Origin of the sequence: Clostridium sp. AM34-11AC, from assembly GCF_003435375.1 — a bacterium.
GTDB classification, from domain to species: domain Bacteria; phylum Bacillota; class Clostridia; order Lachnospirales; family Lachnospiraceae; genus Pilosibacter; species Pilosibacter fragilis.
The window spans coordinates 1-22,984 of the sequence record NZ_QWGL01000023.1 but is presented as its reverse complement, the minus strand read 5'-3'; the positions used below and the strand labels follow the sequence as shown (position 1 = coordinate 22,984).

The window sequence follows — 22,984 nt, the reverse complement described above, 5'->3', positions numbered from 1 at the left end:
ATGAAGATAGAATGGATTTTATGCCCCTTTTGCGGCAGCAAAACGCGATTGAAAATCCGCGATGATACAGTACTGGAAAACTTTCCGTTATATTGTCCTAAATGCAAACATGAAACCCTGATTACGGTAAGAAAACTAAATTTATCCATCGTTCAAGAGCCAGACGCACAGACGCAGAGCCGATAATACACAAGGTAAATTCACTTGTGGTTATCGGTCCTTTTTTATTTCAATATACGACGAGAGCCTGCCCCGCCCAATGGGGAAAGAAAAAAACCGTAGCTGGGCAGGTTGATTTTGTGCGCTTACTCTACTTACTTTGGCGGCGGTTTTGAGAAATCAGAGCCGCCGTTTCTTTGCGTTTACACAAACCTATAACGACTTGCAGGGACATGGTAGCCGATTGGAGGTTATTTTGCCGTGTCTCGTTTGCTTTTTCAAAGCTCACATGATCTACATCAGTTAAAAAAAGCATTGCTCCTCCTCCGGGCAAGTATAACATTGCATCGGCATTATCGTTCCATGTAATTCAGTATAATAATGGCTGTTCTTGGCGCGCCAGTTTTCCCTCACGGAAATCTGGCGTTTTTTGTTGCCATTTTTTCGGAGATGACCCGGTTGTCTGCCGTTGTCGGTCTCCGCCTCTATTCGATCCACCCGTCAATCACCCGTGAATCGAAATGGAGGTACATAATGAAGAAAATTAACCTTCGGGAACTTTATCCTGATGTTTATACAACAGACTTTTTTGTAGATGTGACAGAGGAAGTAATGGAGACTATTCGAGCAGCTGAACGTGCGGAAGCTGCGTATGAGCGAAAGCTGTATCGCTATAAGGCGTACTACTCCCTGGACTGCGACAACGGCATTGAAAATGCGATTCTGATGAAGCCCCAGACACCGGAGATGCTTCTGGAGGAAAAACAGTTTCAGGAGCAGGTCTATGCCGCTGTGATGAAGCTGCCGGAGAAACAGGCAAAGCGAATTTATGCCCGATACTATCTGGGAATGACGGTAAATGAAATTGCCGAAGTAGAAGGTGTAGACCCAAGCCGTGTCCGAGACAGTATCCGCCGTGGATTAAAGCAGCTTGTAAAATATTTTTGATAAAATTTCATTTGATGCGCCTGTTTTTTGCCTTTTTTGTCAGTGTTAATAAGAAGGACAAGTTTTCCTCCTTCATAAGTACATTGACAATCGAATAGACAGCACAACAGGTACATAACCCATGTACGAGCGAATATGAAACGCCGCGAAGATGGAGCAGTCAGGGAGGTGATGAAAGAACTGCTTCGGAGCGATCTACGATTTCATAAAACGGATTGTGGCAGATTTGGCGCGATGACTGCATGGGGGCTTAAAGATACTTCCTCACGGCCCGCCAAAGACTTGGGGGGAACCCTGCGGCACACGATACGAACGATGCTGCGGAGTTATGACAGCCGCGCCAGCGGAGACCTGTTGTGTTCCCATCGTCAGGGGGCGTGGCAAATGTGACGAAAGCTGAGAAATATAAATAGGAAGCGTTTGCCGCTTTCTGTTCAAAATCAGATACCATGCGCTGGCAGTTTCGGCTGCCAGCGTATTCATGTGATTTTGAACAAACACGATGACAAACTTGACAGATTGGAGGAAATATGCTTTATGGAAAAACTTATTACGCGAAAAGAAGCGGCAGAAATTTTGGGTATCAGCATTGCAACGCTGGACGCGGCCCGTAACAATGGCCTTATTTCTTATGTGCAATATGTGCAGAATGGCTGTGTGTATTTTACCTCAGCGGGACTTCAGGAGTATATCGCAAAATGCACCCACAGAGCAAAGCCAGCAGAAAAGAACGCAACTTATCGTAAACCTCGCAGAGCTGGAGTGTGAGCCGGTCCGTATCCTTGTCGAAATCATAATGGTCTGATAAAACATAGATACAACCCTGGAGTCTATTCTTAGGAGGTGACGGAATTGGCCAAACGGCAAACAATAATTCCTCAATATGGCACAGTTATGAAAAGAGGTGTCCTATATTATAGGACCAGAATCAAAGACGCGAATGGTAAGCTCGTAGCTATCTACGCAAAAACACCTGAAGAACTATACAACAAAGAAACGCTTGCGTTGGAACAGATTGAGAATGCCACTTTTCATCGGAAAACGCCCACAGTTGCAGAGTATTGTGAAAAGTGGCTGCTGATGCAGTCGGTTCATGTACGAGCTACTACTTTGACGGATTACACCTCAAAGGTTAGGCGGCATATTATAGCGGAATTGGGAGATAAACGGATGGGTGAGGTTAGCCTGGATGATATTCAGCTTGCCCTTGTTCCGGTTTCCAAAAAATCTGCATCGGTTTATAAATCTGTGGTAATCCTTTACAAATCTATCTTTCGCGCAGCGATGGAAAGCAGGATTATTGACCACAACCCAACGATTTATCTGACAACAAAAGGTGGCGGTGTTCCACAAGAGGATCGTCAGGCTTTGACAGATGAACAGGTGGAGCGCCTTTTGGATGCTATCCGAGATTTGCCGCCTTATGTCTTTGTCATGATTGGTTTATATGCAGGGCTACGCCGGGAAGAAATTCTTGCTCTGCAATGGGATTCAGTATATCTGGATACAGATACTCCATATCTGACAGTAAGACGGGCATGGCACACCGAACATAACAGACCGGTGATTTCGGATGAATTGAAAACCAAGGCTGCGGAGAGAAATATCCCCCTTCCTGTTTGCTTGGCTGAGTGTTTGAAAGCAGCAAAGGAAACTTCGACTTCGGAGTATGTGGTTTCAAACAGGGATGGCGAACCGCTGTCCTACACGCAGTTTAAGCGACTTTGGCAGTATATTGTTACGAGGACGGTCAAGGAGCGGAGCTATTATCGGTATGAAGATGGAAAAAGAGTAAAGCATACTGTCACACCTGTCTTGGGAGAAAAGGCTGCTCATAACGGAAAAGTGGTTTACAGTCTGGACTTTGAAGTAACACCCCATCAGCTGCGGCATACTTACATTACCAATCTCATTCATGCATCGGTAGATCCCAAAACGGTTCAATACCTGGCAGGCCATGAAAGCAGCAAGATTACCATGGACATTTATGCAAAGGTTAAGTACAACAGACCAGATGAGCTGGTCAGATCAATGAACTGTGCGTTTGCAAGCTGGGATGCAGCACAGTAATAACAAATAGGAAATGAAGCAGGAGCGAGGCAAGGATGTCTCGCTCTTTGTTTTACCTCAGCCGTATCTTTGATTAAGTCGAGGCTTTCTGATAAAAAGAGAGTGTAGATACGGAGACTACACATTATCAAGAAAGGACGATCAAAGATGGCAAAAAAGAAAACACAGATCCCGAAGTACGGGACCATTACATTGAAAGGAATCCAGTATTACAGAACCAGGATTACGGATGCAGATGGCAAAGAGTTGAGTTTGTATGCCGCAACTTGTGAAGAATTGTATGAGAAGCAGTTAGAGGCCCGGAAGCAGGTGGAAGAAATTATCTTTCATCGACAGCACCCGACAGTAGCCGAGTATGGAGAGAAGTGGCTGCTGATGCAGTCGGCAAAGGTGTCTGCGTCTACACTCAGAGGTTATACGAGGGATATGACAAACTATATCATAAAACCTCTGGGAGAGATGTATATGGAAGAAGTGACCGCTGACGATATTCGGCTGGCGCTTGTTCCATTGTCAAAGAAATCGGAAGGTTTATACAATAAGGTCAATATGCTACTCAAGTGCATTTTTTATGCGGCAGAGAGAAACCAAATTCTTGAACACAATCCCTGTGCGGGAATATCGGGCAAGGGCGGAAAACCATCAAAAAAGAGAGAGGCATTGACAGATCAGCAGGTAGCCGTGCTTCTGGATACAGTCAAGGGGCTTCCTCCATATTTGTTTATTATGCTCGGTTTGTATTCCGGTCTGCGCCGGGAAGAAATTCTTGCACTGCAATGGGATTGTGTATTTCTGGACGAGGATACACCTTATCTATCGGTGAGGCGGGCATGGCGTACAGAGCATAACAGACCCGTGGTTTCTACCGTGCTAAAGACTCCGGCGGCAAAAAGGGATATTCCGATACCGAAGTGTTTGGTGGATTGTCTGAGAGAAGCGAAAGAAAATTCCATATCAGATTATGTGATCGCTGACAGTAAAGGAGAGCCACTGGCTGCTTCGCAGTTTCAAAGAGTGTGGCAGTATGTCGTTGTTCGCTCCACTAAGCCCCGGAACTATTATAAGTATGTGAATGGGCAGAGCATCAAATACACGGTTACCCCAACGCTGGGCATGACCCAGAAAAATCAACCCAAAATCAGATATACGCTGGACTTTGATGTAACCCCGCATCAGCTGCGGCACACTTACATTACCAATCTTCTCTATGCTGGTGTTGATCCAAAGACCGTCCAATACCTTGCCGGACACGAAAACAGCAAAACAACTATGGACATCTATGCAAAAGTGAAGTACAATAAACCAGAGGAGTTGTTTGGGGTAGTAAATGGTGCGTTTCATCAGGCTATTGCTGAATGAAAAAAGGCCGTTTTTTATGGTCCGCACACCGGATAACTGAGAGGCAGAAAGCCGGAAAAGCCCGGAATATCAAGGGAAAACAGCTCAAAAACTCGCGCAATACGGTCTCAAAGCAGCTCGTCGCGCTCCGCAGTTCAGCAAGCGATAATCGACTGCTCAGACTATATCAAAATGGTTCAAAAACCCTGGAAAATCAAGGTTTTCCGGGGTTTTCTTATACCTAAACGGGCTGATATAGTTTGACCTCATTTGACCAAACGAGAGCCGTTTTCACTGGAGTTTTAGTGGTTAAATATAGGACAACCGGCAAAAATGGGGTCAAAAAACGGCCTTAGTGGTTAAAAAATAGGACAACCAGAGAGCAATTTCGGGGGTATTTTTGAGGGTGATTTTTGTCATGGTGGGAAAAGATTCCGGCATCAGGAAGGGCCGTCACTTTACATAGCTAAACAGTTTGCGGATGAACGGTTTTGAGCTATGAAGCTATGGAATCTGTAGGTAATATCTGATAGAAATAGTAAGAACAGCGATATAAATCTGGATTTGGAGGTGTGTTGCAATGCCAGCTTTGAAAGGATTAGAATGGACGTTTGATACAGTTTCGTCTACATATGAGAAGTCACGTCCTGGTTATGTAAAAGAATTGTATCAAACATTGCTTGACTATATTCCTATTAACGAAAATAGCAATGTGGTTGAGGTGGGAAGTGGTGGAGGCCAAGCAACGGCTCCAATTTTAGCAACTGGATGTCAATTGACGGCAGTAGAATGTGGAAAACGATTTTCTGAATTGTTAAAAGATAAATTTAATGAGTATCAAAAATTTTCAGTCATTACAGGTAAATTTGAAGATACAGTGTTTGAGGACAATACCTTTGATTTAGTATTTTCTGCAACTGCCTTTCATTGGGTACCAGAGAAAATCGGATACGAAAAAGTATTTTCTATGCTGAAAAATGGTGGTGCTTTTGCACGTTTTGCGAACCATCCGTATCGTGATAAAGAAAATGTAGAGCTTTCACAAGAAATAGATAAGATTTATGACCTGTATTACAATAAGTATTACAATAAAGAACGTGAAACAATATCTGGATATACGGAACAGCAGGCAAAAGAGATAGCAATGATTGCAAGTAAATATGGTTTTTCAGATATTAGATATGAGTTATTTTATCGAGAACGAGTATTTTCCGCAAATGAGTATATTGAACTTCTTGGAACATATTCAAACCATATTGCAATTGAAGAAAGTATAAGAACAGAGTTCTTTGCTAAAATTAAAGAAGCAATTAACAACCATGGTGGTATAATAAAAATCCATGATACTATTGATTTACAATTAGCGAGAAAATGTTAAATTCAAGTTTGTCGGATTGAAAAGGAAGAGCCTTACGCAAGGTGCAAGCAAAAACTCCGTTCGGGTTAAGGGCGAAGTGCCTTAGCCGGTCAAGGGTGCCCCCAGAGAGAAAAACTGGAACCGTCCCGTCCCTTAGTATGGGATAAGCTCAAACAGGAGCTGCCTGCCCATAAGCCTGCCGCTCCGAAGAAACGGGAGCCGGAGCGATAACCATGGCAAAGCGCAAGCGGGATATTCCGGTTTTGTTTTGGGTGTCCGCAGAAGAACTGGAGCTGATCCATCAAAAGATACAGCAATACGGGACAGAGAATTTGAGCACCTTCCTCCGCTTTTTCTTTTTAGAGGTATCATTGTTTTCTTGGTGGTAATACTGGATAATGGAGGCAGAAAAAATAAGTGTGATAAAGAGGTTGAGCATAAATAATGACCTTTGAGATGGTAATTGAAATTTTTGAAGAATACCTGTTTGTAGATAAGGCAATAGAGGTTTATAGAAGCTCGTTCAGCATCTGAACTAACTGCAATTAGATGATTCTAAACTTGCAAAACTTAGCAAACTTCGAACCATGGCTGAAATGCCTGTAATCATTCTTTGATAATTATGCTGTTACAAAGTGTGTAAATCGTATATGAAAAACCCTGGCTGTTGAATTCGATGGAACGCCGTGTGCGGTGAAAGTTACATGCACGGTGTGGAGCGGGGGAAAATCTGGAGATTATATCAAAGGATTACCTATCGCTATCTGGCGCAAAATCTCAGGGCATGAAGCAGCTCATGGCCGGCGCTGGTGTAGCCGTAGTCGGCATGGTCCTTGTACCTCTGCTTTCCGGGCTGTTCTCTGTCTAAGTTTTCCTGCATGAAATCCTTGCCGCTCCCGCAGCTCTGCGGGGGCGGCGGAAAGGAGGTTGACACCGTATGGATTTCTTACTTGAAGCCCTGACAAATTGGCTGAAAGAAATGCTGGTGGGCGGTATTATGAGCAACCTTTCGGGGATGTTTGACAGCGTAAACCAACAGGTCGCGGATATATCCGTACAGGTCGGACAGACCCCACAGGGATGGAATGGCAGTATTTTCAATATGATTGAGAATCTGTCCAATTCCATCATGGTGCCGATAAGAAGCAGATCGAAGCGGCCACTGCTGCTTTATAATTGATTCCGTCCATGATTACATGGGCATGACATTCTCCGAATATTGCTTTCGCCTTCTTTTTCTATCTGTTTTTCCAGTTATGCATTTTTTTCAAAAGAAATAAAGACAAGGGAACTGATGAACAACATATACGGGTAAAACAACCTTGGCAGAATATCAAATGCACTGACTGTCTCACCCAGGCCGGAAGCCGCTGAGATGGCAACCAGCATCTGTGCTCCATAAGGAAGAATTCCCTGAAAGATACAGGAAAATGTATCCAGAATAGATGCTGCTTTCTTATTGCTGATTCCGTAGTTTCCTGACATTTCTTTTGCAATTGGATTTGCCATAACAATTGCGACTGTATTATTCGCCGTTGCAATATCCATCAGACCTACCAACAGACCCATGCCAAGGAGTCCGCCTTTTCTCCCTTTAAACACTTTTTTTATCCAATATAGCAGAGCAGCAAATCCACCATATTCTTTGATCAGTGCACAGATAGACGCTACCAGAATGGCAACCATGCTGGTTTCAAACATGCCTGCTGCCCCGTCTCCCATATTTCCAAGCAAATCCGTCGGCACGATCATCCCTGTCGCAATCATGATGATGGAGCCACTTATGATTCCTGTAATCAGTACCAGGAACACATTTAAGCCAAGAATACCTCCCGCCAGTACCAGTATATAAGGAATGGCCTGTATCAGATGATATTCTTCCTGCACAACTCCGCCACTGTAATTTTTCACAGACAGATTGTAAATAATCACCAGACTGACAATTGCTGCCGGAAGTGCAATGAAGAAATTTTCCTTAAATTTATCTGTCATCTTACAACCCTGTCCATTACACGCGGCAATTGTCGTATCAGAGATAAAGGACAGATTATCCCCAAACATTGCACCACCCATGACTGTCGCAATACAAAGCGGCAGGTCAAACCCCGATGCTCGCGACACGGCTATTCCAATCGGGGTAATTAAAGTAATGGTTCCTACGGAAGTCCCCATTGCAAGTGATACAAAACAACTTACTACAAAAAGCACCACAACCGAGAACTGAGGCGGTATCAGTGACAGAATAAAATATGCCACACTGTTTGCTGATGTTCTTCCAACAACACCCACAAAAATTCCAGCCAGCATAAATATAATGATCATGGTAATAATGTTCGGATCGCTGATTCCAACTCCCATTATTTTCAGTTTATCATTCAGGCTTAATTTCCGGTTTTGCAGACATGCAACAAGCAGTGCAAGCAAAAATATAATCACAACAGGAATTTTGTAAAATCCCATCTCGATATTCAGGCCATATTCAAACAGAATCCCCAGTCCCAGATATAAAACCACAAACACCGCGATAGGCAATAAGGCTTTTGCGTTTCTTTTTTCCATTTCTTAATCCCTCTCTACCCCTTTTATTTATCCCAAACTATACCATGCCATGATACCGCAAATGCCTTAAAAAATCAATGACTCTACTTCCAGTGAATCACTGCTTCCACCGAATCCGTATACTGATCATCAGTGATGGACTTGTAACGGGAGCCGTCATACCAGTCGGTGAAACCGTTGTCAATTTTGTAAATATTTCCAGTTTCAGTGTCCACGATGCGCTCGTAACCCAGGGTAGCGTCACTCTGCTTCTGGCTCATAATATCCTGGCTCCGGTTCCGGTTTTCCCAGGAAGACATGATGCTGTCGGACATCTCACTGGCTGACTGGCTGAGAGACTGGGAGGTAGAGGCCGCCTGATTGCTCTGGGACATGGCAAAGCTCTGGAACTCCGGCGTATAATTAAGACTGCTGAGAACTTTATTCAAAGTAGGCTGCCAGTCCTGAAAGATTCCCTTTTCTGCACTGAGGACTGTCAGATTATAGACAGAATAATATCCCATTCCCGTGCCCATGGCAAAGGGAACCACATCCGCCGTGAACATTCCTTCTCCCGTTGTGCCATTCTGTGTAAAATCCGCCCGAAGAATGGAGGGGGAAATAGCAACGCTGCTCATTCCCTGAGTACTTTCAAAGCTCTCTGTCACAGAAAAATCTGCAATGTACGGTGTCTGAATATCCGCATAGTCAGCAGTTGCATTCATTGCGTCTGCAAACTGTGGGAATATTTCAAAGACTCCCTGTGTCGATACATTCGTAAGAATGGGATATTTTCCAAACAAATCACTGGAAAGCGCCATCATCGCCCGGGAATTTTCATCTGAAAATAATGGTTCCATTTTTAGCATAAAGAAAATCTGATTTACCGGATTCTCCGGATCAAAAACATGAATTGCATGAAACATACCGGTGTACATGGCAGAAGATTTCACGCTCCAGCCTTCCGGAATATTCATACTGAATTCTGTACAGCTATAAGGCACCAGCGCCTGAGCAGACGCCAGCGGAACGACTGTCCAGCTGTCCTCTACCGATGCTGCTGTGCTGGAGGCTGTTTGCTCACCCTCTTCTTCATCCGGTGCAGTCACAGCTGCTACGCTTCCTGGCCGTTCAAATACCATCTCTGTATCGGCATTTGCCAGCATCAGCACACCGTCCTCCAGGAGATCCAGAGTCATGGCAGTTCCCATCTCTTCCAGATCCTCCTTGCCGACAGTCATACCGTTATAGGTCATGCTCACAAGCTCCCATGTTCCTGCCGCAGTGTCTGCGGCAGCAGTCGTTACAGTATCCACTGAGGCATCCGTTCCCACATTTGATACGCCCTGTCGGTTATACGCCCTGTCGGCGTTGCTGCGAAAATGCGGTTGCCACAGGAAAGGACAAGCACATTTGAAGCAGCAGGAAAACAGGGCTGTGATTGTGTGGCGTAGAGCCGCAAGCGCAGGGCTGGTTTCGTCAGCAAACAGGGCGTATATGAAAACCCCCGTCCCTCGTCCTACGCCGAACTTGTGGACACACTCCCGCAAAAATTGAAATGATCGAGAAGCCATTTTAGGGCTTTCCCGCCTGGATTACCCATCAGCAAAGGCGGGTGGTACTGTCAACGGCGGCGCAATTTTTGCGCCGTTCATCTTGACCGTTGACTGGCTCGGCTGACTTTGCTATGTTATAGCTTCAAAGCATTTTGGGGACATTTTTCCACGCATTTCATGCACAAAATACATTCTGTTGCGTTTTTCTTATTTCGGGAATTGCATGGAACTTCTACATTCATTGGACATATCTTTTCACACTTTCCGCACGAAATACATTTCTTCTTGTCGACTTTGATGCGAAAAAGCGAAAAATAACTCATCGGTTTCAAAAAAACTGTAATTGGGCAAATATATTTGCAAAAAGCTCTGTTATCTTTACATTTGTAGGCTATAGCAATTCCAACGGCATAGTAGAGAATATTTCCAATGATGAAGCTCCGCCACATAATTTCCTCTTTGTTTGGGACTTTAAGAATAAAGAGCAGACTCACAAATACGAGAGAAGCTCCGAAAACAAAATAGCGGATCATTCTCCATTGCTTGCGTGGACTGGAAGGTTCCTTGAACGGAAGCAAATCTAAAACCATTGCTGTCCAACAAGCATAACCACACCACCCACGCCCAAATAGCAAAGGACCAAATATTTTTGCAACAACATAATGAATTGTAGCGGCTTCAAATACACCGAGGAAAAGATAATACCAGAAGCCCTCTATCTGCATATTTTCTCGACAAAGAAACCCCAGATACACAATCATATACAGACCAACAGCAAATTGTACTACATTCCGGGCATATTTTTTCTTCTTCCCATATAATACCAATCCAACAGCAATCGCAGTGCCAATATACGAGAAATTGAAAAGATAGAATATATTATCTAACGCAAACCATAATGTCACCGCAATCACTTCAAAAACGAGCCACATAACAAACGGCGGTAAATATTTTCTAATCATCATTTGATTCCTCCGCTTGTTCCATCATCTTTTTTGCAAGTGTTTGAAACTGCTTGATGGTTTCCTCGTCCATCGGAAGAAGCTGCCCAATCTGTCCGGCAATCATAGCAGTTACATCGTCTATACTGTTTTTTAACAGATTGACATTGCACTCTTGCACGCCGGTCAGGTTGGATACGCTTTTTTGTACCCTAGCTTGGCAGGCCGCAAAAGTCATGCCTGTGACATTGTACTTTTCCTGCATATTGAAACCTTCTTCTCTGGAAAGTAGAATACAAATACGGGGTATAGGTCTCTCCGGTTCTCAGTATAGTCCCGCAAGGAGGTTCTGTATTTCCCGTTCAGAAGAATTTTTGTCCCAAATGGAAGCGTTTCTGAAAGTCGATCCGTCATAAACGCTGCAAGGGCATCCCTTCCAACTTCATGTGATATTGTTCCAGCACATCTTTCAGCGTGATTTCTTGCATTTTTTGTTCCGCTGTTTTTTGAATGTCCAAGTAAAAATCCCGCAGCACCAGTTGAATGTTCACGCCCACGCCACAAGCGGGGTTGGTGTGGATGTCCTGATGGAGCAGGGGCTTGTTGCCCTCCACTGCCCGATAGGCATCCAGCAGAGTGATTTTCTCCGGCTCACGAGCCAGGGCAGGCCGGGGATGACCCTTCACGCTGACCAGCAGCCCTCCTTTCCGCAAGGCGGACATGAGCTGGCGCACATAGGCGGGATTGGTTTGAACGCTCTCTGCCAGCTTGTTGCTAGTCAGGTCGCAGTCTGGGTACAGAGCGATAAAAGCCAGAATATGAACAGCATCGCTAAGGCGGGTGGGATATTTCATGGACTGATCTCCTTTTTTCTTTGATGTTATTTTTATTATAACAGCATATTGACAGCAGCGCAAGAGGATGCTAAAATGATTTGAAGTAAGAATAAAAATAACACCAACCTGAAAGGAATGGCGACAATGAACTTCTATGACGATTTGGTCATGCAGACCCAGATGAATTATTCCAAGTACCATCCTATCTATGCTTCCGGCAGTACGCCTTATCAGCTGACTGACAAAAAGCCGCTGCCGTATAGCGAACAGATCAATCGGTTGGTACAGGAGGTAAAGGAAGCTGACTGTGTGGTAGTGGGAGGAGCCTCCGGCCTGTCCGCTGCCGGTGGCGGAGACTTTTACTACGAGGACAACGACTCCTACCGGAAATACTTCCGGCCTTTTGCGGAGAAGTACCACTTCAAAGGTGCTTTTGCAGGGATGATGCACCCCTGGGAGACCCGGGAAGAGTATTGGGGGTATCTTGCCACCTTCCTTCACACCACCCAGACCGCACTTGTGCGTCATCCCTATCTGGATTTAGACGCTTTGCTGAAAGGCAAGGACTTCTTCATCCTCACCACCAACCAGGATACCCAGTTTGTCAAACTCTACCCGGAGGAGAAGGTGGCGGAGATCCAGGGAGATCACCGGTTCTTCCAGTGTGCTGCCTGCTGCACCGATGACACCTGGGATGCGGTAAAGCCAGTGGCTGATATGGTGGCCGCTATGGGGGATGGCACGAAGATTCCCACCGATCTCATTCCCCGGTGCCCTCACTGCGGCGGCGAGGCTTTCCCCTGGGTGCGAGGATATGGGAATTTCCTGCAAGGAAAGAAATATGAAGAACAGTACGAAAAAATTTCTCGCTATGTACTGGAACACAAAGACAGCAAAATTCTGTTCCTGGAGTTGGGCGTTGGCCGAATGACTCCCATGTTTATCCAAGAGCCTTTCTGGAACCTGACCCTCAGTTTCCCCCATGCCCGGTATATCGCCATCAACGACAAGTATGATTTCCTGCCCAAGCAGTTGGAAGACAAGGGCATGACCATTGTGGCCGACATTGCTCAAGTGCTACGGGATGCACGGGACACCATGGGCAGTGGAGATAACGATCAATGAAGGTTGGAAACCAAGCGGTGCTTCAGGAACTTGCCGAGCGTATTGATCAAGCAGATGCCGTTGTGATCGGAGGCGGCTCCGGCCTGTCAAGCGCAGCTGGATACGACCACTACCATTGGTCCCCGGCACTTTCGGAGGCATTGGCTCCCTTTCGCGAACAGTATGGCTTTACCTCTCCGCTGGCTGGATTCTACCATTGCTTTTCCAGCTATGGGGAACAGTGGGGGTATTACAGCCAATATATCCGCTTCATGTGGGAAGCCCCTACTGGGCAGCCCTATCTGGACCTGCAGGCGCTTGTTGCGGACAAACCTGCTTTTGTTCTGACCACCAATGTGGATCAGCAGTTTTTTCGGGTATTTCCCCAGAAACAAATTTGCGCCTTTCAGGGAGACTTTAGCTACTGCCAGTGCAGCCAGCCCTGCCGGGATGATATTTGGGAAAACCGCGAGCTGGTGAAGGAGCTGACTGGTTGCTTGGCAGGTGTTCGCCTGCCGGAGGAGGCTGTTCCTCGTTGCCCGGATTGCGGGCGGGTGCTGGTGCCCTGGGTACGAGATGATACCTTTCTGGAGGGAACCTTCTGGCAGGATAGTCTGCACCGCTACCATAGCTTCCTGCGACGCTGGATAATGGATCAGTCCGACAAAAAAGTCCTGTTGTTGGAGCTGGGCGTGGGTGAGATGACGCCCAGTATCATCAAACTGCCCTTCTGGGAACTTACTGCCAAAAACGAAAACGTCTTTTATGCATGTCTTAATCGAGAGTCATCTCATAGGCCAGAGCATCTGCGGGGACGCAGCCTGTATCTGCAAGGAGATTTGGCGGAAACTCTAGCTGCCCTCCGGCAGGAGCGCTCCATCGCAGCAAACATAGAATAGAAAGGGGCGAACGAATATGATAGATTGGAACCCTATTGCGGAAAAATTCAGAGAAGCGGACGCTATCTTGATCGGGGCCAGTAACGGACTGTCCATCACCGAAGGACTGCATTTGTTTGCGGACAATGCGGCCTTTGAAAGACTGTTTGGGGATTTTAAACGGAAATACGGCCTTGGGTGTATTTTGCAGGGCATGATGGCTGGATGGCCCAGCGAGGAGGAAAAATGGGCCTTCTGGGCCCGGCTCGTCCATCATTACTGCGGGCAGTACCAGCCTACGTCGGTGATGAACGATTTGAAGGCCATTGTGGGAGAGAAAGATTACTTTGTCGTCACATCAAACGGAGAAGGTCACTTTGAACTGTGTGGCTTCGATCCGACGAAAATCTATGAGATTGAGGGCAACTGGTTTACGATGCAGTGTGCCCGCCCCTGCCACGACACCCTCTATCCTAGTCTGGAGGTGGCCGAAAAATTATCGGCTGCCGAACAGGGCGGCCATGTGCCTACAGAATTGGTGCCGCGCTGTCCCAAGTGCGGCGGTCCCATGGACATCCACATGGGTGCGGGTCAGAGAATGATTCCGGATACCGCTGCCCAGGCACGGTTCCAAAACTTTCTGAAAATCTACCACGGGAAGAAACTGGTGGTTTTGGAGCTGGGCATTGGCTGGCGCAATCAGCTGATCAAGGCCCCGATGATGCGCCTGGTGGCCAGCGAGCCAAACGCCACTTATGTGACCCTCAATCTTGGTGAGATCTATATTACGGACAATATCAAAGAAAAGTCCTTCGGTCTGGACGGGCGACTGGATGAGCTGCTGCCTGCTCTCCGGGAGGCGTGCGAGGCATGAAGTTTGTGGGGACCGTAATCATCTATGCCTATTTGCAGGCGGTAGGAGTTATCAACTCTCATGAATCAGGTTGCTTCCTGAATCCTTTGCAGCAGTAGAAAATGCAGAAAATAAAACGCCGGGAAGTTGACTCAAATTGTCAATGCCTCCCGGCTATTATCTTTCAGATTAATATTGTTAGAATCATGGTATATATTTCATTCCCCATTGGGAAATGGCGTAAAAGACCGGCAACAGATCCCGTCCTTTCTCGGTGAGGGAGTATTCCACCCGTAGGGGCATTTCATTATATTGGATGCGCTGGATCAATTCATCCGATTCCAGCTCCTTCAGGGCGTTGGTCAGAGCTGTGTTGGTGATGGGCTTGAGAACTTTTTTCAGTTCCCCAAACCGCATGGGACACTTGATGCATAGTTCATAGAGAATTTGGAGTTTCCATTTGCCCTGCAGCATTTGAACCACCGGCGTGACCGGGCAGTTTCCATCATCGGTTAGAATGACACTGCCAACCTTTTCTTTGAATTCTTCATAAGTCATGATTGGATCTTTCCTCGTCTTTTGCAGTATATTTTTTGATACCAGGTACAAATAATTTGCGTACTTGAACAAAAATTGCTATCAGATATAATAAATATATCACTAGTTAGCCGTGCAGTCAACGACTGAAATTTCTTAGAAAGGTCTGAATAACATGAAAGAACTGAACATTATGGAGGCTACTGTTCTGACCTCCCCCAATCCGCTGACACTGATCTGCTCTAAAAAGGAGGACGGTTCTACGAACCTGGCTCCCATTTGCTTTGTGTCTTACCTCTCCTTCAACCCGCCCATGGTAGGTTTCGCCACTAGCAAATCGTCCCACACCGGTAAGCAGGTACGGGAGACCGGCAAGGTGATTGTCACCGTTCCTGGCGAGAGTCTTGCCCAGACTGTGATGGCCTGCGGAGCGTCTACCGGTGCCAAGACCGACAAGGTGGCCGCCAACAACATCGAGATGATGGCTGTGGAGGGCAGTGACATCCAGATTCCGGTGGATACTCGTCTGGCGATGGTGGCCACCCTGCAGCAGTCGGTAGAAGTTGGCGACCATATCCTGCACATCTGTCAGGTGGACAAGTTCCTGGGCGATGAGGACAAGAAGGGGCTGTATGCCTGGAACGGCTTCGGGAAAGTTGCGCCTGCGGTAGAAGGCTAAATCTCAAAACGGAAAGGAGGCGTTAGCGGTGACTGTTTGTATTAAAGACTGTATTCAGAACATGAATCTGGTGATCGGCTGTACTATTGGTTGCAGCTACTGCTATGCCAGAAACAATGTCCGCCGGTTTCACATGATCGATGACTTTGAAAAGCCGGAGTTTTTTCCCAATAAGCTGCGGCTGATGGAGAAAAAGCGCCCACAGAATTTTCTGCTCACCGGCATGAGCGATTTTTCCCACTGGAAGCCAGAGTGGCGGGAACAGATATTTGCCAAGATGACTGAAAATCCACAGCACCAATATCTGTTTTTGACCAAGCGACCGGAGGATATTGTGTTTTCCACTACCCTAGAGAATGCTTGGTTTGGTGTAACTGTTACCTCCAGTAAAGAGAAAAACCGTATCCGGACTTTACGGGAGCATATCCATGGCGGACACTATCATGTGACCTTTGAACCTATGTTTGATGATGTTGGTATGGTGGACCTTACCGGAATTGAGTGGATCGTCATTGGGACTGAGACCGGACATAGGAAGGGCAAATCTATATCGAAACCGGAATGGGTGTGGAACCTGACACATCAGGCCCATGCGCTCGGCATCCCTGTATTCATGAAGGAAGATCTACTTCCTATCATGGGAGAAACACATATGGTACAAGAATTTCCCCCGGCTTTTTACCGGGTATTGGAGGAACAGAAGACATGGCGGATGTGAAAGATAGTAGCATTCTGATTCAGGATGTAGAAACCAAAAATATTATGACAAAATCCAACCTGCCGGTGGGCGGCTATTCCGTCAATCCTTATGTGGGCTGTACCCATGGCTGCAAATACTGCTACGCCTCGTTTATGAAGCGATTTACCGGGCACACCGAACCGTGGGGTACATTCCTGGATGTGAAGCATTGGCCGGCAATCAAAAATCCGCAAAAGTACAAAGGGCAGCGCGTAGTCATCGGTTCTGTGACCGATGGCTATCTGCCCCAGGAGGCTCAGTTTCAGAACACCCGAAAGCTTCTTGAGCAGCTTCGGGGCAGCGAGGCGGAAATTCTCATCTGTACCAAGTCAGACTTGGTAATCCGTGATATCGACCTTCTGAAAGAACTGGGAAAGGTCACGATTTCCTGGTCGATCAATACGCTGGACGAGGATTTCAAAAACGATATGGACAATGCCGTCAGCATCAAGCGGCGGCTGGATGCCATGAAGCAGATCTATGATGCGGGCATTCGCACCGTCTGCTTTATTGCCCCTGTCTTTCCGGGTATCACGGATTTTGAGGCTATCTTCCATCAGGTCAGAAACCAATGCGACCTGATATGGTTAGAAAATCTAAACCTGCGAGGCGGCTTCAAAAAAGACATCCTTGACTATATACGTAAAAAATATCCTGACTTGGTTCCGCTGTACGACGTTATCTACAACAAGGGAGACAGAAGCTACTTCTGTGGTTTGGAGGATCAAGCGGAACGGCTAGCGAAAGAATACAGCTGTCCCTTCGTGGACAACGAGCTGCCCTACGGACGAGCAGAGCCTGGGCACCCCGTAATTGTGGATTACTTTTACCATGAGGAAGTGCGTGGCTCGGAAAACACCGGGCGACGCAACCCCAAAAAATAATTTGTGAAATAAAAGGGTTCTGACATGGAGCTGTGCTTCAATGTCAGAACCTTTTTTTCAGCCCATTTGGAGGCTTCTGTCCGCTTTACTAAACCGACATGAGCATAAACGACAGCGTCCCGGTTCATAATGATTGGGACGCTGCTTATTATATCATTGTATTATGCGAACTCACTCCTCGAACAGATACAGAAGATATCCGTAACCCTCTGCTTTCATCTTTGCGTAAGGCACAAAGCGCAGGGCCGCACTGTTGATGCAGTAGCGCACGCCATTGGGGGACTCCGGATCGCCTGTGAAAGCGCGCTCTGTGCCGCTCTCCTGCGTAACACGGTACTGCTCCGCCGTCAGCTTGTCCCGGATGGATTCCGCCGCGGGCTTCTGATAGTCGCCCGGATCGATGCGCAGCCGGGAAAACAGCTCCATTTCCGCGCGCGGGATGTGGCAGTAGCCGTTCGGGTTCTTTTCGAGGTAGTTCTGGTGGTACTCCTCGGCAGGGTAATAGTTCTTGAGTGGACCTATCTCCACGAAGAACTTTTCACTGCGTCCCCGCTCGATCTCCGCGATGCGCTCCACCGTTTCCTTCGCGCTTTCGTTGGTGTAATAGACACCGGTCTGATACTGGCTGCCCCGGTCGTTGCCCTGCCGGTTCTCCACCGTGGGGTCGATCACATAGAAGTAGGCCAGCAGCAGGGCGTCGAGACTCACCTGTCCGGGGTCATACTCCACCCGCACGGTCTCCCGGAAACCGGTGTTCCCTTTGCAGACGATCTTGTAATCGGCATCCGCCTCGCAGGTGCCGTTGGCATAGCCGCTCTCGGCATCAATGACGCCGGGGATGGACTGCATCAGCTGTTCCATGCCCCAGAAGCAGCCGCCCGCCAGATATATGACATTTTCCGTGGTATCCATATACATGCTTCCTTCACCAGACATATCAGAGGGCTGTCCGGTCATTTCCTTCTCGTCCGTTTTCTGCGGCATATTTTTCTGCCCGGCGGCGCAGCCGCTCAGCAGCAGTACCGCGGTGAGCAGAAGCGGCAATACTCTCCGATACATGGTGTATCCTCCTTCCTGAGAAGATAAATTCGTTTGTCAGCCCATATCGGCGGCAAGAGCCTGGTCGATGAGCTTTTGCAGCGTCTCCGCCTGCTTCTTTTCCGTGATGGCGCCTACGATGGGTTCACCCACGATATTGCCGCTACGGTCGACCACATAGGTGGTAGGATAGGCAAAGATGTTGGTGGTAAACTTTCCCGCCTCACCGTCGGAGTCAAAATACACATTCTGATAGGTGGCGCCCTTCTTGGCAAGCACATCCTTCGCCTCGGAAATTGCTGTTTCGTCGCCGTCCAGCGTGAAGGTGTTGACGCCGATGAGGGAGCCGCACTTCTCCGCCAGTTCCTTGTTCAGCGCATCCAGCTCGGAAAGCTCGCCTACGCAGGGATTGCAGGTGGTGAACCAGAAATTCACCACGGTGACGGCGTTGCCGGAGAACAGCTCGTCGCTCTTCACCGTGTTGCCATCCAGGTCCTTGCCCTCAAAGACGGGGAATTTCTGCATGCTGCCGTCATCAGGCGGCGTGGTCATGTCGCTGCCCGCGGGCATACTCATAGCGCCATCCATGGATTTCTGCATGATCTCGGGATACTTATCTTCCAACTCGGTCAGCCTGTTTTCAATATTGCTGATCTCCGTGGCTGACTCCTTCAGCCACTCATACTCCTTGTCGGTGAACTGCTCTTTAGCAGCCTCGACGGTATCCAGCAGGAAGTCGCCGTAGTTTTTCCCGTCCTCGATCATGGCCATGCCCTTGTCAGCCTCCACAAAGACCTTTTCCCACAGCTCGGTATTTTCCGACAGGATCGCGTTCTCCTGCTCCAGCAGCTCCTTGTGCAGGGCGAGCGCCTCCTCGGCGTTTTTCGGCTCGCCAGTCATGGTGGAGCCGTTGCCGCTCATGTCGCCCATCTTGTCATTGTTCTTCATGCCGCAGGCCGCCAGGGCCAGCACCATCAGCACGGCAAAAGCCAGTGCAAAAATTCTCTTCCTGTTCATTTTGATTCCTCCATCGTTGTTTTCTTTGTTGTTTCTTTCCCGTTGCCGAAGCCGTAGCGGAAGCACACGGCGTTCGTCGGACAGGCGCGGATGCACATTCCGCAGCGGATGCACTCGGTATGGTTGGGCGTTTTCGTCACATCCACATCCATCTTGCAGGCTCTGGCGCATTTCCCGCAGGAAACGCACTTATTCTTATCCACCTTCATCTGGAAGAGGGACACCCGGTTGAACAGCGCGTAGAACGCGCCCAGCGGGCAGAGCCACTTGCAGAACGGTCGGCAGAACAGTACGCTCAGCGCAATCACCGACAGCAGGATGCTGAATTTCCATGTAAACAGCCTGCCCAGCGCCGCCCGGATGCCGGAATTGGCAAAGGACAGCGGGATGGCTCCCTCCAGCACGCCTTGGGGGCAGAGGTATTTGCAGAAGAACGGGTCACCCATGCCAACATCGTTCACAAGGAACGCCGGTAGCAGGAAAACCATCACCAGCAGGACAGCGTATTTCAGGTATGTCAGCGGCTTCAGCCTCTTTGTAGAAAGCTTCTTAGTGGGGATTTTGTGCAGCAGTTCCTGAAACCAGCCGAAGGGGCATAGAAAGCCGCAGATAAAGCGCCCCAGCAGCACGCCCAGCAGAATGAGAAAGCCTGTGATATAGTAGGAGAAGCTGAACCTGGAAGACCCCACTACCGCCTGAAACGCCCCAATGGGGCAGGCCCCGGACGCCGCCGGACAGGAGTAGCAGTTCAGCCCCGGCACGCAGACGGTCTTCCCCGCCCCCTGATACAGTCCGCCCTTGAGAAAGTTCGGCAGATGCAGGTTGGTCAGCAGCGTCGCCCCCGCCTGAATCCAGCCCCGGAAGCGGGACATGGTCTGTGAAACGCCTGAAAACTTTTTACCCAATGCCCACACACTCCAGACATAATTTGATTGCTTTGCTCAGCACTGTCGCCGCCTCGCCCCGCCAGACACCGAAGCACAGCATGGCGGCTCCGGCCATCAGCAGCACGATCTGCGCCGCTGCCTTTTTCCTACAGCTCATTTTTCATCACCCTTTCCGATTTTCTGCCCCTATCATAGCGTGAGAGAGTTAAAGTCTCTGTTAAGAACGAAAACTTAACGCAAACCTTATCTGTTTTTGCTATAATGAAAGCAACACAAAAACAAAGAAATAAAAAGGAGGGCTCTTATGCACCTTTTAGTAATTGAAGATGAACGCGCCCTGTGCGAGACCATCGTTCGCAGCCTGCGGCGGCTGGCCTACAGCGTGGACTACTGTTATGACGGCGAAAAGGCGCTGGCGCTTCTGGGCGTGGAACGATACGATCTGGTGCTTCTTGATCTGAACCTGCCGAAAAAGGACGGCATGACGGTGCTGCGCACCCTGCGGCAGACCGACCGGGAGACGCGGGTGCTGATCCTCTCCGCCCGCAGCGAAGTGGAGGACAAGGTGCAGGGGCTGGATGCCGGGGCGAACGACTATCTCGCAAAGCCCTTCCACTTGGCGGAGCTGGAGGCCCGCATCCGCAGCCTGACATTGCGGCAGTTCACCCAGCAGGATGTGCTGCTAAGCTGCGGAGGCCTGACCTTTGACACCCGCTCCCGTACCGCCACCGTCAACGGGCAGACGCTGACGCTGACCCGCAAGGAAACGGGGATACTCGAATACCTGATGGTGCATCAGGGGCGGCCCGTGAGTCAGGAGGAGCTGATGGATCACGTTTGGGACAACAGCGTGGACAGCTTCAGCAATTCCATTCGCGTCCACATCTCCGCCCTGCGCAAAAAGCTCCGCGCCGTGCTGGGCTATGACCCCATCCGCAACCGCATCGGCGAGGGCTATCTGATGGGAGGCGAGGAAGCATGAAGCGTCTTTCTTTGCAGTGGCGCATCACGCTGATGACCGTCCTGCTCATCGGCATCACCTGCGTGGCCATGAATTTGCTGCTGTGCTCCTCCGGTGTGTACTATATGGACACCATTGCGGACAGCTTACAAGGCGGCACGGTGATCCTGAATGATGGCGGAGCGGCGAGCTTTGACCCGCAGCTTATAGCGCCCAACGAGGAGTTGACCATCGTCGTCGATGGGGTGCAGGGGCGCTTTCGCACCACCAACTGGTACATCACGGCGGCGGTAACGCTGCTCAGCGGCATCCTCGCCTATTTCGTCAGCGGACGCGCTCTCAAGCCCCTGCGCAGCTTTACCTCGCAGGTGGAGCAGGTGCAGCTGAACAATCTTGCTGATATGAGGATCGATGAAGACGCTATTTCGGAGTTCCGGCAGCTGAGCCGCTCGTTCAACCAGATGCTGGAGCGGCTGAACAACGCCTTTTCCGCCCAGCGGCAGTTCACCGGAAACGCCGCCCACGAGCTGCGCACGCCACTGGCACTAATGCAGGCGCAGTTGGAGCTGTTTTCCGCGGAGCATCCTGATGTGCGGCCGGAGACGGCGGAGTTCCTCACGCTTTTGCGTGAGCAGACGGAACGGCTGATACAGATGACCAGGACACTGCTGGAGATGAGCAATCTGCGGCAGGTGGAGCGGAATGAGCGGATCCAGCTCGCTCCCATGATCGAGGAGATCTTCACGGATCTTGCGCCGCTCTCAGATAAGCTCGGCGTCACGCTGACGGCGGAGGGCGACGGCATTATGACCGGCAGCGATGCACTGATCTACCGGCTGATCTTCAACCTGACGGAGAATGCTGTCAAGTACAACCGGCCGGGCGGCTCGGTACGGGTTTCTGTCACTCAGGAGTTGGAAAAGCTCCTGCTCCGCGTCTCCGACACCGGCTGCGGCATCCCGGAGGTGTATCAGCGCAGTATCTTCCAGCCCTTCTTCCGGGTGGACAAATCCCGCAGCCGGGAATACGGTGGCGCAGGACTGGGGCTCTCACTGGTATGGGAGATCGCCGACCTCCACGGCGGCTCCGTTTGGGTGGAGAAAAGTTCGGAGAAGGGCACTACCATTGCGGTGGGGTTGCCAACGCAACAATCAACGAAGCCTTAAAACCCTTTTATTCGTTTTTCGCCGCTTCGCTTGCCGCCCTGCGGCGTTCCTCTCCGTATGGGGCGGTCAGCCTGTTTTTGAGGTCGGTGTTGTGATATAATGCGTTTTTTCCGGCTCTACACAGGAATCAGCGAGCTTCGTCCCTCGTGACCGCTTTTTCTCTGAGCGGATGGAAGAATCGCCACAGATTATTACGCTGAATTACATGAAGAGGCACTCCAGCTGCCGGAGGATGCTGGTGACGAGGACGAAGAAGTGGATGTCAACGAGGACTACGAAGCAGAATCGGACGATGAACCTGTCTGATTAAGGCAGTGTTGACCTGTGGGGCGGCTGAGAAGCCGTCCCTTTTACATAGCTAAATGGTTTGTGAATGAACTATTTTGAGCTATGAAGCTATGGAATCTGTAGGTGATATCTGGTAAAATAGGAGGTAAGAACAGCGAGGCAAATCGGAATTTGAGGAGGTGTTCATATGAAGAGAGCATTGCTTTTTAT

23 protein-coding genes and 6 pseudogenes are annotated in these 22,984 nt (G+C 48.9%); 18 read left to right on the top strand and 11 right to left on the bottom strand.

The window, feature by feature from the left end; translation table 11 throughout:
* The 9 genes and pseudogenes from DW826_RS12805 to DW826_RS12750 all read left to right on the top strand — a co-directional run.
* Entirely contained in the window at positions 1–186 is a 186-nt protein-coding gene (locus DW826_RS12805) for a cysteine-rich KTR domain-containing protein (protein ID WP_117510411.1), read from the top strand.
* 507 nt (positions 187–693) lie between these two features.
* The gene (locus DW826_RS12795; RefSeq protein WP_117552920.1) at positions 694–1,107 is read left to right on the top strand and encodes a sigma-70 family RNA polymerase sigma factor; all 414 of its coding nucleotides are present in this window, start codon (positions 694–696) and stop codon (positions 1,105–1,107) included.
* Between the two features lie 537 nt (positions 1,108–1,644).
* Positions 1,645–1,875, top strand: a complete 231-nt coding sequence (locus tag DW826_RS12785) for a helix-turn-helix domain-containing protein (RefSeq protein ID WP_008728422.1) — start codon at positions 1,645–1,647, stop codon at positions 1,873–1,875.
* An 84-nt stretch (positions 1,876–1,959) separates the two neighbouring features.
* Entirely contained in the window at positions 1,960–3,177 is a 1,218-nt protein-coding gene (locus tag DW826_RS12780; protein WP_009272631.1) for a site-specific integrase, read from the top strand.
* Between the two features lie 147 nt (positions 3,178–3,324).
* Entirely contained in the window at positions 3,325–4,536 is a 1,212-nt protein-coding gene (locus DW826_RS12775) for a site-specific integrase (protein WP_117552919.1), read from the top strand.
* Positions 4,537–5,095: 559 nt separating this feature from the next.
* Entirely contained in the window at positions 5,096–5,893 is a 798-nt protein-coding gene (locus DW826_RS12765) for a class I SAM-dependent methyltransferase (protein ID WP_117485902.1), read from the top strand.
* Positions 5,894–6,105: 212 nt separating this feature from the next.
* Positions 6,106–6,222: pseudogene (locus tag DW826_RS12760) on the top strand (plasmid mobilization relaxosome protein MobC); the annotation flags it as partial.
* Between the two features lie 416 nt (positions 6,223–6,638).
* Positions 6,639–6,740 (top strand): annotated as a pseudogene (locus DW826_RS12755) (Maff2 family protein); the annotation flags it as partial.
* Between the two features lie 69 nt (positions 6,741–6,809).
* Positions 6,810–7,013 (top strand): annotated as a pseudogene (locus DW826_RS12750) (hypothetical protein); the annotation flags it as partial.
* 113 nt (positions 7,014–7,126) lie between these two features.
* Here the strand turns inward: DW826_RS12750 and DW826_RS12745 are convergent.
* The 6 genes and pseudogenes from DW826_RS12745 to DW826_RS12720 all read right to left on the bottom strand — a co-directional run bounded on the left by DW826_RS12745 (position 7,127) and on the right by DW826_RS12720 (position 11,761).
* Positions 7,127–8,431: a Na+/H+ antiporter NhaC family protein gene (locus tag DW826_RS12745; RefSeq protein WP_117552918.1), complete on the bottom strand. Its 1,305-nt coding sequence runs from the start codon at positions 8,429–8,431 to the stop codon at positions 7,127–7,129.
* An 83-nt stretch (positions 8,432–8,514) separates the two neighbouring features.
* Positions 8,515–9,726, bottom strand: coding sequence for a hypothetical protein (locus DW826_RS12740; RefSeq protein ID WP_147327153.1), 1,212 nt, complete (start codon positions 9,724–9,726; stop codon positions 8,515–8,517).
* Between the two features lie 374 nt (positions 9,727–10,100).
* The gene (locus DW826_RS12730) at positions 10,101–10,928 is read right to left on the bottom strand and encodes a 4Fe-4S binding protein (protein WP_117552937.1); all 828 of its coding nucleotides are present in this window, start codon (positions 10,926–10,928) and stop codon (positions 10,101–10,103) included.
* A pseudogene (locus DW826_RS18670) lies at positions 10,921–11,055 on the bottom strand (XRE family transcriptional regulator); the annotation flags it as partial. The pseudogene DW826_RS18670 and the gene DW826_RS12730, both read right to left, overlap by 8 nt.
* A gap of 9 nt (positions 11,056–11,064) precedes the next feature.
* Positions 11,065–11,172, bottom strand: a pseudogene (locus DW826_RS18885) (heavy metal-associated domain-containing protein); the annotation flags it as partial.
* Between the two features lie 145 nt (positions 11,173–11,317).
* Positions 11,318–11,761: an Rrf2 family transcriptional regulator gene (locus tag DW826_RS12720; RefSeq protein ID WP_117552916.1), complete on the bottom strand. Its 444-nt coding sequence runs from the start codon at positions 11,759–11,761 to the stop codon at positions 11,318–11,320.
* 126 nt (positions 11,762–11,887) lie between these two features.
* Here DW826_RS12720 and DW826_RS12715 point away from each other — a divergent pair, with 126 nt between their 5' ends.
* From DW826_RS12715 to DW826_RS12700, 4 genes and pseudogenes are all read left to right on the top strand, one after another.
* On the top strand, positions 11,888–12,868 hold the full coding sequence (locus tag DW826_RS12715) for an NAD-dependent protein deacetylase (RefSeq protein ID WP_181968066.1): 981 nt from the start codon (positions 11,888–11,890) through the stop codon (positions 12,866–12,868).
* Positions 12,865–13,746 carry an NAD-dependent protein deacetylase, SIR2 family gene (locus tag DW826_RS12710; RefSeq protein ID WP_117552914.1) on the top strand — a complete coding sequence of 294 codons (882 nt, stop codon included), beginning with the start codon at positions 12,865–12,867 and terminating at the stop codon, positions 13,744–13,746. The genes DW826_RS12715 and DW826_RS12710 overlap by 4 nt, the downstream gene beginning before the upstream one ends.
* Positions 13,747–13,762: 16 nt before the next feature.
* Positions 13,763–14,599: an NAD-dependent protein deacetylase, SIR2 family gene (locus DW826_RS12705; RefSeq protein WP_117552913.1), complete on the top strand. Its 837-nt coding sequence runs from the start codon at positions 13,763–13,765 to the stop codon at positions 14,597–14,599.
* Positions 14,590–14,697: pseudogene (locus DW826_RS12700) on the top strand (DNA-3-methyladenine glycosylase I); the annotation flags it as partial. The gene DW826_RS12705 and the pseudogene DW826_RS12700, both read left to right, overlap by 10 nt.
* 85 nt (positions 14,698–14,782) lie before the next feature.
* Here DW826_RS12700 and DW826_RS12695 read toward each other — a convergent pair.
* A complete protein-coding gene (locus tag DW826_RS12695) occupies positions 14,783–15,136 on the bottom strand; it encodes a helix-turn-helix domain-containing protein (protein ID WP_015553402.1) in 354 nt (117 codons plus the stop codon).
* A gap of 154 nt (positions 15,137–15,290) precedes the next feature.
* Between DW826_RS12695 and DW826_RS12690 the strand changes: the two genes are divergently transcribed.
* From DW826_RS12690 to DW826_RS12680, 3 genes are read left to right on the top strand one after another with little or no spacing between them, the layout of a single operon-like run.
* A complete protein-coding gene (locus DW826_RS12690) occupies positions 15,291–15,794 on the top strand; it encodes a flavin reductase family protein (RefSeq protein ID WP_117552912.1) in 504 nt (167 codons plus the stop codon).
* A gap of 28 nt (positions 15,795–15,822) precedes the next feature.
* Positions 15,823–16,512: a radical SAM mobile pair protein A gene (locus DW826_RS12685; RefSeq protein WP_117552911.1), complete on the top strand. Its 690-nt coding sequence runs from the start codon at positions 15,823–15,825 to the stop codon at positions 16,510–16,512.
* Positions 16,500–17,417, top strand: coding sequence for a radical SAM mobile pair protein B (locus tag DW826_RS12680; RefSeq protein WP_117552910.1), 918 nt, complete (start codon positions 16,500–16,502; stop codon positions 17,415–17,417). The genes DW826_RS12685 and DW826_RS12680 overlap by 13 nt, the downstream gene beginning before the upstream one ends.
* Positions 17,418–17,588: 171 nt before the next feature.
* On the opposite strand, the gene msrA is transcribed toward DW826_RS12680, so the two are convergent.
* Genes msrA through DW826_RS18300 form a run of 4 tightly spaced genes read right to left on the bottom strand, consistent with a single transcriptional unit; the run spans position 17,589 to position 20,516 of the window.
* Positions 17,589–18,476, bottom strand: a complete 888-nt coding sequence (gene msrA, locus DW826_RS12675; protein ID WP_117552909.1) for a peptide-methionine (S)-S-oxide reductase MsrA — start codon at positions 18,474–18,476, stop codon at positions 17,589–17,591.
* A 36-nt stretch (positions 18,477–18,512) separates the two neighbouring features.
* Complete coding sequence (locus DW826_RS12670; protein ID WP_117552908.1) at positions 18,513–19,472, bottom strand: TlpA disulfide reductase family protein; 960 nt, start codon at positions 19,470–19,472, stop codon at positions 18,513–18,515.
* Positions 19,469–20,344, bottom strand: a complete 876-nt coding sequence (locus tag DW826_RS12665; protein WP_181968068.1) for a 4Fe-4S binding protein — start codon at positions 20,342–20,344, stop codon at positions 19,469–19,471. The genes DW826_RS12670 and DW826_RS12665 overlap by 4 nt, the downstream gene beginning before the upstream one ends.
* A 25-nt stretch (positions 20,345–20,369) precedes the next feature.
* A complete protein-coding gene (locus tag DW826_RS18300) occupies positions 20,370–20,516 on the bottom strand; it encodes a CD1871A family CXXC motif-containing protein (protein WP_015553408.1) in 147 nt (48 codons plus the stop codon).
* Between the two features lie 147 nt (positions 20,517–20,663).
* Between DW826_RS18300 and DW826_RS12660 the strand changes: the two genes are divergently transcribed.
* Entirely contained in the window at positions 20,664–21,341 is a 678-nt protein-coding gene (locus tag DW826_RS12660; RefSeq protein WP_117470973.1) for a response regulator transcription factor, read from the top strand.
* The gene (locus DW826_RS12655) at positions 21,338–22,486 is read left to right on the top strand and encodes an ATP-binding protein (protein WP_117552906.1); all 1,149 of its coding nucleotides are present in this window, start codon (positions 21,338–21,340) and stop codon (positions 22,484–22,486) included. The genes DW826_RS12660 and DW826_RS12655 overlap by 4 nt, the downstream gene beginning before the upstream one ends.
* The last annotated feature ends 498 nt before the right edge of the window (positions 22,487–22,984 follow it).

Coding starts and splice junctions, on each gene's coding strand:
- DW826_RS12805 (WP_117510411.1), top strand. CDS start 1: ATGAAGATAGAATGGATTTTATGCCCCTTTTGCGGCAGCAAAACGCGA.
- DW826_RS12795 (WP_117552920.1), top strand. CDS start 694: ATGAAGAAAATTAACCTTCGGGAACTTTATCCTGATGTTTATACAACA.
- DW826_RS12785 (WP_008728422.1), top strand. CDS start 1,645: ATGGAAAAACTTATTACGCGAAAAGAAGCGGCAGAAATTTTGGGTATC.
- DW826_RS12775 (WP_117552919.1), top strand. CDS start 3,325: ATGGCAAAAAAGAAAACACAGATCCCGAAGTACGGGACCATTACATTG.
- DW826_RS12765 (WP_117485902.1), top strand. CDS start 5,096: ATGCCAGCTTTGAAAGGATTAGAATGGACGTTTGATACAGTTTCGTCT.
- DW826_RS12745 (WP_117552918.1), bottom strand. CDS start 8,431: ATGGAAAAAAGAAACGCAAAAGCCTTATTGCCTATCGCGGTGTTTGTG.
- DW826_RS12730 (WP_117552937.1), bottom strand. CDS start 10,928: ATGATTAGAAAATATTTACCGCCGTTTGTTATGTGGCTCGTTTTTGAA.
- DW826_RS12720 (WP_117552916.1), bottom strand. CDS start 11,761: ATGAAATATCCCACCCGCCTTAGCGATGCTGTTCATATTCTGGCTTTT.
- DW826_RS12715 (WP_181968066.1), top strand. CDS start 11,888: ATGAACTTCTATGACGATTTGGTCATGCAGACCCAGATGAATTATTCC.
- DW826_RS12710 (WP_117552914.1), top strand. CDS start 12,865: ATGAAGGTTGGAAACCAAGCGGTGCTTCAGGAACTTGCCGAGCGTATT.
- DW826_RS12705 (WP_117552913.1), top strand. CDS start 13,763: ATGATAGATTGGAACCCTATTGCGGAAAAATTCAGAGAAGCGGACGCT.
- DW826_RS12695 (WP_015553402.1), bottom strand. CDS start 15,136: ATGACTTATGAAGAATTCAAAGAAAAGGTTGGCAGTGTCATTCTAACC.
- DW826_RS12690 (WP_117552912.1), top strand. CDS start 15,291: ATGAAAGAACTGAACATTATGGAGGCTACTGTTCTGACCTCCCCCAAT.
- DW826_RS12680 (WP_117552910.1), top strand. CDS start 16,500: ATGGCGGATGTGAAAGATAGTAGCATTCTGATTCAGGATGTAGAAACC.
- msrA (WP_117552909.1), bottom strand. CDS start 18,476: ATGTATCGGAGAGTATTGCCGCTTCTGCTCACCGCGGTACTGCTGCTG.
- DW826_RS12670 (WP_117552908.1), bottom strand. CDS start 19,472: ATGAACAGGAAGAGAATTTTTGCACTGGCTTTTGCCGTGCTGATGGTG.
- DW826_RS12665 (WP_181968068.1), bottom strand. CDS start 20,344: ATGTCCCGCTTCCGGGGCTGGATTCAGGCGGGGGCGACGCTGCTGACC.
- DW826_RS18300 (WP_015553408.1), bottom strand. CDS start 20,516: ATGAGCTGTAGGAAAAAGGCAGCGGCGCAGATCGTGCTGCTGATGGCC.
- DW826_RS12660 (WP_117470973.1), top strand. CDS start 20,664: ATGCACCTTTTAGTAATTGAAGATGAACGCGCCCTGTGCGAGACCATC.
- DW826_RS12655 (WP_117552906.1), top strand. CDS start 21,338: ATGAAGCGTCTTTCTTTGCAGTGGCGCATCACGCTGATGACCGTCCTG.